The 7,601-nt window shown below is 36.2% G+C and carries 13 protein-coding genes; all 13 read left to right on the top strand.

The genetic code is table 11. The features are described 5' to 3' along the window. Positions 1-1,124: minor capsid protein (locus TJ68_RS08165; RefSeq protein ID WP_187364856.1), on the top strand; the 1,124-nt coding region annotated here is incomplete at its 5' end. Next, entirely contained in the window at positions 1,117-1,422 is a 306-nt protein-coding gene (locus TJ68_RS05050) for a hypothetical protein (protein WP_040929074.1), read from the top strand. The genes TJ68_RS08165 and TJ68_RS05050, both read left to right, overlap by 8 nt. A gap of 109 nt (positions 1,423-1,531) precedes the next feature. Next, entirely contained in the window at positions 1,532-2,131 is a 600-nt protein-coding gene (locus tag TJ68_RS05045; protein WP_052327321.1) for a DUF4355 domain-containing protein, read from the top strand. Between the two features lie 17 nt (positions 2,132-2,148). Then, entirely contained in the window at positions 2,149-3,006 is an 858-nt protein-coding gene (locus TJ68_RS05040) for a hypothetical protein (RefSeq protein ID WP_040929073.1), read from the top strand. A 20-nt stretch (positions 3,007-3,026) separates the two neighbouring features. Then, positions 3,027-3,218, top strand: a complete 192-nt coding sequence (locus tag TJ68_RS05035; protein WP_040929072.1) for a hypothetical protein — start codon at positions 3,027-3,029, stop codon at positions 3,216-3,218. A gap of 8 nt (positions 3,219-3,226) precedes the next feature. Next, a complete protein-coding gene (locus tag TJ68_RS05030) occupies positions 3,227-3,568 on the top strand; it encodes a hypothetical protein (protein ID WP_040929071.1) in 342 nt (113 codons plus the stop codon). Beyond that, entirely contained in the window at positions 3,565-3,879 is a 315-nt protein-coding gene (locus TJ68_RS05025) for a hypothetical protein (RefSeq protein WP_040929070.1), read from the top strand. Before TJ68_RS05030 ends, TJ68_RS05025 begins: the two co-directional genes overlap by 4 nt. After that, positions 3,869-4,252 carry an HK97 gp10 family phage protein gene (locus tag TJ68_RS08160; RefSeq protein WP_052327320.1) on the top strand — a complete coding sequence of 128 codons (384 nt, stop codon included), beginning with the start codon at positions 3,869-3,871 and terminating at the stop codon, positions 4,250-4,252. The genes TJ68_RS05025 and TJ68_RS08160 overlap by 11 nt, the downstream gene beginning before the upstream one ends. 2 nt (positions 4,253-4,254) lie before the next feature. Continuing rightward, on the top strand, positions 4,255-4,665 hold the full coding sequence (locus tag TJ68_RS05015) for a DUF5072 family protein (protein WP_040929069.1): 411 nt from the start codon (positions 4,255-4,257) through the stop codon (positions 4,663-4,665). A 16-nt stretch (positions 4,666-4,681) separates the two neighbouring features. Then, complete coding sequence (locus TJ68_RS05010; RefSeq protein ID WP_040929068.1) at positions 4,682-5,182, top strand: phage major tail protein, TP901-1 family; 501 nt, start codon at positions 4,682-4,684, stop codon at positions 5,180-5,182. Positions 5,183-5,185: 3 nt separating this feature from the next. Beyond that, entirely contained in the window at positions 5,186-5,437 is a 252-nt protein-coding gene (locus TJ68_RS05005) for a hypothetical protein (RefSeq protein ID WP_040929067.1), read from the top strand. A gap of 78 nt (positions 5,438-5,515) precedes the next feature. Beyond that, entirely contained in the window at positions 5,516-5,914 is a 399-nt protein-coding gene (locus TJ68_RS05000) for a hypothetical protein (protein WP_052327319.1), read from the top strand. A gap of 3 nt (positions 5,915-5,917) precedes the next feature. Further along, on the top strand, positions 5,918-7,601 hold a 1,684-nt coding region (locus TJ68_RS04995; RefSeq protein ID WP_040929065.1), incomplete at its 3' end, for a phage tail protein.

Here is a 7,601-nt window from a genome sequence, read left to right as displayed (position 1 = left end):
CTAAAGAGTTAGGGTTAGGTAAGTCGTTCTTATCAATTAATTCAGCTGTTGCTAGAAACACAATATATGATAAATGGGTAGATGGTCGAAACTTTAGTGATAGAATATGGGCCAATAAAGGTAAGTTAGTAAATCAGCTGCAAACAACTATTCGTGACGGCTTCATACGTGGAGATAACTATAATTCATTATCTGATTTGCTTGTTAAACGCTTAGACGTAGGCTTTAGCGACGCGAAACGGTTAATATGGACCGAATCATCATTTGTTATGAATCAAGCAAGTGCACAGCCTTATATTGACGCAGGACATACGGAATATAGAATCAATGCGATCATTGATAATAAGACTTCGAAAATATGTAGACATATGCATGATGAAGTATTCAAGTTTGAAGATAGAAAAGTAGGAATTAACTTTCCACCGTTTCATCCTTGGTGTCGTACAATGATTGTAGGTGTAAAAGCACCACGAACGTTAGACGACATTAAAGATACTTCAGAAGAACAACACGAAGTAACCGATATTCCAGTAAATTACCGCAAATTCAATAACGTTGATGACATTAAACGTTATTGGAAAGAGAAAAAAGGGTATAATGAATGGAAGGATAATCTTAGTGAGACAGATTTAAAAGCTATAAAAGAATACACTGGTACTCGATACGATTTAATGAACACTCTTTTGAGAGAAGGTCCTCAATCACAATTAGATAGAGGAATACCTCAGTACAGTATTGATAGGTACTTTAAGATGATTGAAAATACTAAAGAAGCCATTTCACATTATGAAACTGAGGATGACTTAAAAGTATTCCGTGGAATCAGAGGCTCACTACCGTTCACGGAAGAGCTAAAACCAGGAGACATAACAATAATAGATAAAGCTTTTATGAGCACGTCTCTCGATGAAGAAGTTACGAAAAAATTTATGGATGAAGAAGGTATATTATTTGAAATAGATATTCCTAAAGGTATTAAGACAGGGAGTTATATGGAGGACGTTGCTTATTTTGATAATGAACATGAGTTCTTGTTACAGCCGAATACTAAATTCAAAGTAAAAGATATTATAATTAAAGGGAGAAAAAGACGTATTAAGTTGGAGGTGTTTATTGATGACTAATATAGAAAAGTATATTATTAAACCGTTTGATGAAGCAACAGATGATGAAAAGAGATTAGTGGGACCGTCAATCTTTGGGAATAACTTGTTTTTGTATCCTGAAGAAGAACCCCTTATGTATAACTATCTTGATAGTCTAAACATCCCACACGAAGAACAGTATAGAGATGTAATTAAATTTGTTTTTTCAATTGTTCAACATGATAAGGATGGGAAGATAACTCTTGAAGAAGCATTAAGAGTTATTAAAGAAATTAGAGAAACAGGCGGAAAAGGGCCATACAAGATAAAAGATTAGCACTTAATCAAATTTGATTAGGTGCTATTTTTATGCCCAAAACATGCTTATGGCTTTAAACTGTGCAAGGAATACAGTCAAACAAGACTTTAAAAAGGAGAAAATAACTATGAAATTACCTTTAGATTTACAATTTTTTGCAGAAGTAGAAGATAAACAACCTGATGTAGAGAATGAAAAAACAGAGACTACTGAACAAAATGAAGAGTCTAAACGCAATGATAACGAAAAACTTTATACTCAAGATGAATTAGAACAAGCGATTAAATCTCGTATGGATCGTGAGACGAAAAAACGAGAAAAGGAAATTGCAGAAGCTGAAAAACTCGCAAAGATGAATGAAGCGGAAAAGCAAAAGTACGAATTTGAAAAGTTACAAGAAGAGAATGAACGATTAAAAGCCGAGCAAAACAGATGGACACTCGGTAAAGAGGCAACTGTAATGTTGTCAGAACATCAAATTCAAGCGACAGACGACATTTTAAATTTTGTAGTAGGAAAAGACGCTGAGGAAACATCAGAGCGTGTCAAGGCGTTTGCTAAGCTTGTAGAGGATACTTCAAATGCATTAGTTCAAGATAAATTGAAAGGTAATGCACCAGTTAGACAAAAGTCGTCACAACCTTTAACACGTGACGACATTATGAAAGTTAAAGATCCATCAGAACGAATTAAACTTATTCAAGAAAATTCACATTTATTTAAATAAGAAAGAAGGAATTTTAAATGCCAGAACAAAATTTATCAACTAATTTAGGAAAAGCACTATCAATTGATTTCGTAGAACAATTCGGTCAACGTATGAAGACTTTACAAGAATTACTTGGGATTCAACGTACACTGCCACTATCTGCAGGGACATTAATTAAAACATATACTTCATCAGTAACACTTTCAGGGGAAGAAGTAGCACCTGGAGCGTTAATTCCTTTATCTGAAGCCAAATTGGAAGAAGGTCCATCACATGAATTAACTTGGGATAAAAAGCGTAAAGCAGTAGCAATGGAAGATGTGCAAAAATACGGCTTTGAATCAGCTGTTAACTTAAGTGATGCAAAATTCTTAAACGAAGTACAAAAAGGAATTAGAACAAAATTACTAAAGCAACTTGCTACTGGTACAGGAAAAGCAGAAGGTGCTGGTTTACAGCAAGTTATGGCTAAAAACTGGGCGGCAGTAACAGCTGCATTCGATGAAGATGATGTAGAAATCGTTTCATTCATTAACCCATTTGATGCAGGAGAGTACTTAGCTCAGGCTAACGTAACAGTTCAAACTGCGTTCGGTATGACGTATCTCGAAGGGTTCTTAAACAACCGTGTTGTGTTTATGTCAGCAGATATTCCACAAGGTACGGTGTACACAACTGCAGCTAACAACTTAGTTGTAGCGTATGCTGATATGACGCAGGGAGCGATTGGTCAAGCGTTTGACTTCTCTAAAGACTCAACAGGTCTCATCGGAGTTACTCACGACATCAATAAACAACGCTTAACAGCAGAAACGATTACGGCTTACGGTGTAGATCTATTTGCTGAACGTTTAGATGGTGTCATTGTTGGAACAATTGCTGAGAGCGTATAAATTTAAAGGAGTGATAGACTATGTATCCAGTGATACAAAACTTCTCTGATTTAGATGACAACAATCGTATCTATATAGCAGGACGTGATAAATATCCACGTAAAGGATATAAGCCGACAAAAGAACGAATTAAAGTATTACAATCTAGTAAGAACAATCAAAAACGTCCAGTAATTGGCGATGAGATTAAGACGACAAAAAGTAAAAAGTAGGTGATTTAATGCTCGCACGAATTAAAATTAGAAAACCAAGCATTAACACTGATTTAGCGAGTGAGTTTTTAACTACTGCTAAGGATCGTATTTGTTTAAGAGTTGGAATCCCGCAAAATAAAACATTTCCATCTGAATTAGAGTCGATTGCTGTTGAAATAGTAACAGCAATGTATAACAGATGGGAAATGAATCAAGAAGGCATCGACACAGAACGTGTTGATGTCTTTTCTGTTAAGTTCATCGCAAACTTGCTAGATGAGTATAAAGAAGAATTAGACAACTATAAAAACAAACTTGATGATGATGAACTGGTCTCATCAGGAAAAGATAAGTTGCGATTTCTATGAAATTTTATGACTTAATTTTATACGGAAAAGTAAAAACAAGTGAAGATGAATTAGGGAATCCTATTTACAAACGTGATGAGGTTGCAATAAATAAGGGAGCTCTAACTCAGTGGACGAAAGAAGATGTTGACGTGTTAGGTAGACCCTACACCGAAAATAATCGGAAGTTGCTTACTCAAGCTAGTATCGAAGTACTATCTGCTTCAGATGAAGTCCATATCAATGGAGAGATGTACAAAATAGTGTCTATTGCACAAGATTTTATACGATGGAGACTCTGTCATATAAGGAAGTTAAATCATGTCGATTAAATATGAATTAGCAGGTGCTGAAACATTAATCAGTGCTTTACGTGCAAAAGGCAATACTAACTGGAAGCAAATAACAAATGATAATCTTCTTGAAATGAGAGATAGAGCAGTTGCCACAAGTAATCCTGGAATGGGAGGAACACCTGTCGATACATCAGAACTAAGGCAATCTGTCAGTGTAGATTTAGGTAGTGGTGTTGTAGGATACACTAAAGATTACGCCCCACACGTCGAGTTCGGGCATAGAGAATTCTTCTTTGGTATGCCTACAGGTGGTTTTGTTCCAGGGCAGTGGTTTTTAAAAACAAATTTAAACATTCAAACGAAACTATACCAACAAGATTTAGCGGATGAGATGAAGAAAGGAGATTGATTATGAGGAAGTTGTCACTCACTGATATTAAAAAAGTAATCAAGCATCTAATCGATGAGAATACAGACATTAAGTTTGTGGATCACGTAGAAGTGAATCAGCCCGCCCCCTTTTGTTATGTAGAGGTTGCGAATACGGTTCCTAAGAACACAAAAACTATGTTTGTAACAGTCTATAACTTACATCTTCGTCTCGTTTCTAAATCAGCAAACTCTTCTATTCAACATGACAACAATATCCAGCAGATAGAAGAAGCATTTACTAATCGTTTGATATTACCGGATACGCTAGATGCTTTTAACCAAACAGATACGAGTATCGTTGCAGATTATATAGATCCAAAGACAAATGAACGTAACGCAGTAATTGGCTTATCTCTTACTGTCGCTTACGGATTTAAAACAAAAAATTAAAAAAGGAATGATTTAAATGGCTTTTGAGGATAACTTATATTGCGATTTTTCAAATACAGCAACTAAAGCAGTAGCGGGGAAGGATATCTTGCTTGCTATTTTTGACAACACAGGAGAAGAACTTTTAGCTATTGCGGGACAACAAGGGTTAACAATTAACCGTTCAGCAGATTCGCTAGAAGTGTCAAACAAGAATACAGGTGGTTGGAAAGCAAAATTACCTGGTATGAAAGAATGGTCAATCGATAATGATGGTTTATATGTATCGTCAGATGAATCTCATAAAGAATTAGGTAAAGCATACGAAGAAGGGAATTTCGTATGTCTGAAAGTAGTTAACCAACGCGAGAAAAAAGCATTATTTGGTGGTTTAGCTATTGTTAGTGACTACTCACTAGAAGCACCATACGACGACGCTATGACTTATTCTATTAGTTTAGATGGTAACGGTGCACTCGTTGATTTATCGAACAAAAACGCTAATGAAATGCCTGAAAAAGGAATTGTAGGGGTGTAATAGATGTTAACTATTAAAGACACTAATTTAGATTTAAGATTAACTACCGGTAAAGTGAAGAACTTAGAACGATTATTAGATATTTCATTAATGAGTGAATTAAGAAAGTCTACAGGTATGCTTTCTTTTTCTTTACTTGAAGGCTTATTTTCAATTGGTTTAATTGATGTTCAGGAAGATAAACCAATTCATGGTAAAAAAAGCAACAGACCTATTAGAAGAAGCATTAAAAGAACATGGATACATGGAAGTTAATGCATTCTGCCTAACTTGTGTTGAGAGAGATTTAGGTTTTTTATTCCAGTAGAGTTAGTTGAATATGATTTTTTCGAAATGGGCGAAAGAAACCATGAGAAAGAAAAGCTTGCGAGACCTTTTACATATGAACAAGGTCTCGCTTTTTTTGTAGTAAATTTCAACTACTCAAAAGAAGAATATGATGCACTCACAGATAGAGAGAAATTATTTATATATAAAGCATATGAGACGAAAATTGTGTCTGAAACAACTCATATGAGAAATGCGGTTATGAATGCCGTAGCCAATGCCATGCGTAAAAAAGGCAAGAAACCATATGAGTTATTCACTAAAAAACAAGAAAAAGTAGATGTAGCGTTTACTGAGAATGCTTTAGAAGTTATTCAAGATATTGAATCGACTGAAGGTAAATCATGGGTTGATCTGATCTACGTTAAAAACGGAATGAGGAAACCAACTCAGAAAGGAGGATAATAAATGGCCAATTATACGTTAACCGCTCAATTAAGAGCTAATTCATCTGATTTTGAATCAGGTATGAAACGTGCTGAAGCATCTATCGCAAACTTACAAACTAAGTTCGAATCAAGCATGAACAAATTATCGAAAACAGGAGATAATATTAAAAATATAGGTAGTGGTCTCACTAACTGGATAACAAAACCAGCTTTAGGCGCAGCAACTGCTGTAGGTAGTATAGCTATTGCCGGAGGATTTAAGCGTTTAGTAGATATTGACACTGCTAGCGCGAAACTTAAAGGTCTGGGCTATACAGCGGAAGAAATTAGCGGTAAATCAGGAATAATGGACAACGCACTCGATTCCGTACGTGGTACAGCGTTTTCCATGGGCGACGCAGTAACGACAGCTGCAGGCGCAATTGCAGCAGGTGTAAAGCCGGGGAAAGAACTCACTCGATATTTATCACTTACAGGTGATACAGCTGCGATTGCAGGTGCTGGTATGAATGAAATTGGATCTATCATGAATAAAGTTACGACGTCTAATAAAGCGTATAACAACGAGCTTGGAATGTTATCTGATAGAGGGTTACCTGTATACCAATGGCTAGCTGAAGCGGCTGGAGTTACAACAGATGAAATAACTAAAATGGCATCTGAAGGTAAAATTTCGTCAGAAATGTTATTAAATGCAATTGAAACGAATATCGGTGGAGCGGCGCAAATCATGGGGATGGAGTCATTTAGCGCTGCGATTGCTAACACATGGGCGGCAGTCTCAAGACTAGGTGCTGCTTTCCTAGATGGGGGTAATGATGTGGATGGATTTTTCACTAAATTAAAACCGCTCATTGGTGGTGTAGCAAAGTTAGATGAGAACGGTAATATCTTAAGAGATACCAACGGTAAAATCATTATGGAGTCCGAAGGGTTAATTCAAAAGATAGATAAACTGGCACCGAAGGCAACCGAACTCGGTAACAAATTCGCTGATGGTTTTCAGAAAATACTGGATTTTGTATCCGAAACTAAAGCGAAGTTTGACGGGTTATCTGCACCAGTTCAGGACTTTATCCTAAAAGCAACAGCAATTGGAACTGCGGTAGCAGTAGGGATAGGTCCAGCATTAAAAGTAATTGGATCATTATTAAGTTATGCGAAGTTTCTAACGCCTGTGTTTACAGCTTTAACGGGGCCGATAGGAATAGCTGTTGGAGTAGTTGCTCTGTTAGCAGGCGGTTTTATGTTGGCATGGAAACATTCTGAGACATTTAGAAATGGTGTAATGGGGCTAATAGATACTTTTCAGAATGTCTTTTCGTCTGTAGGGGCGGTCGTATTGCCTCTTTTACAGCAAATAGGACAATATTTTGTACAACTAGGTAAAAGTATCGTGGAATCAGTCGCACCTCATTTAGATACATTATCAATGGCATTTACAAGTTTTATTGGTAATATTACGCCGATTATTATGTCTATAGTTGCAAATGTAATACCTATTTTCACTCAACTAGGATCAGCAATTATGAGCATTGCTCAGGCAGTGTTACCTGTATTAATGAGTATGTTTGTACAATTGATACCGATTGTTCTTAGCTTGGTTGAAACTATATTTATGATTATAGGTGCAATGATGCCTACTATTTCTATGTTGGTTGGTGCAATCGTACCAGTGATAGTTACAATAGTGGGACTTCTTA

Source organism: Nosocomiicoccus massiliensis, assembly GCF_000438455.1.
Taxonomy (GTDB): Bacteria; Bacillota; Bacilli; order Staphylococcales; family Salinicoccaceae; genus Nosocomiicoccus; species Nosocomiicoccus massiliensis.
Note: the sequence above shows the minus strand (reverse complement) of the source record. Positions and strands in the feature narration are given on the sequence as shown.